This window comes from Streptosporangium carneum (genome assembly GCF_027922005.1).
GTDB classification, from domain to species: Bacteria; Actinomycetota; Actinomycetes; order Streptosporangiales; family Streptosporangiaceae; genus Streptosporangium; species Streptosporangium carneum.
Window position 1 is genome coordinate 1 of the sequence record NZ_BSEV01000106.1, and the last position, 619, is coordinate 619.

The 619-nt window shown below is 66.2% G+C and carries 2 protein-coding genes; both read right to left on the reverse strand.

Features of this window, described 5'->3' with window-relative positions; genetic code table 11:
- Positions 1 to 321 (reverse strand): E3 binding domain-containing protein (locus PKF00_RS44905; protein WP_271223755.1); only part of this gene is annotated, 321 nt, incomplete at its 3' end.
- Between the two features lie 36 nt (positions 322 to 357).
- The coding region (locus PKF00_RS44910) for a biotin/lipoyl-containing protein (RefSeq protein ID WP_369011204.1) at positions 358 to 619 on the reverse strand (262 nt) is incomplete at its 5' end.

The window sequence follows — 619 nt, forward strand, 5'->3', positions numbered from 1 at the left end:
AGCACCCTCGCCGCGCAGCGCCTTCACCACGTCCTGATGGGTGATGCGACCGCCACGGCCCGAACCCTCGATACCGGCGATATCGACGCCCTCTTCTTCCGCGAGGCGCAGGGCCTCGGGGCTGATCGGGCGGTTGGTGTCGATCTTGATGCGCTGCTTTTCAGGAGCCGGCGCAGCAGCGGCAGCCGGAGCGGACTCCTGGGTCTTGGTCTTCTCGGCGCCCCCCTTACCTGCACCTTGGGCGATGCCGCCCTCGGCCGGCTTGAAATCGGCCACGAAGGCATCGATCTCGGCGCCCGAGTGCGAACCCTCGTCGAACACCGCCAGCAGCGCGCCGACGGGTTCCTCGGCCGCCCCTCAGTCCACGATGATGCGGCGGACGGTGGCTTCGTATTCGGCCTCGACCTCGTTGGTGATCTTGGCGGTTTCGATCAGGCACAGCGTCTGGCCGCGCTTGAAGGTTTCACCCTCCTTCACCATCCATTCGGCGATCGTGCCTTCGGTCATTTCGATGCCCCACTTGGGCATCGTGAATGCGCGGATGCGACTCATGTCAGCGCTCCCCTCAACGGTATTCGAGCGTCTTGCGCACGGCAGCGGCGACCTTGGCCGGGCTCGG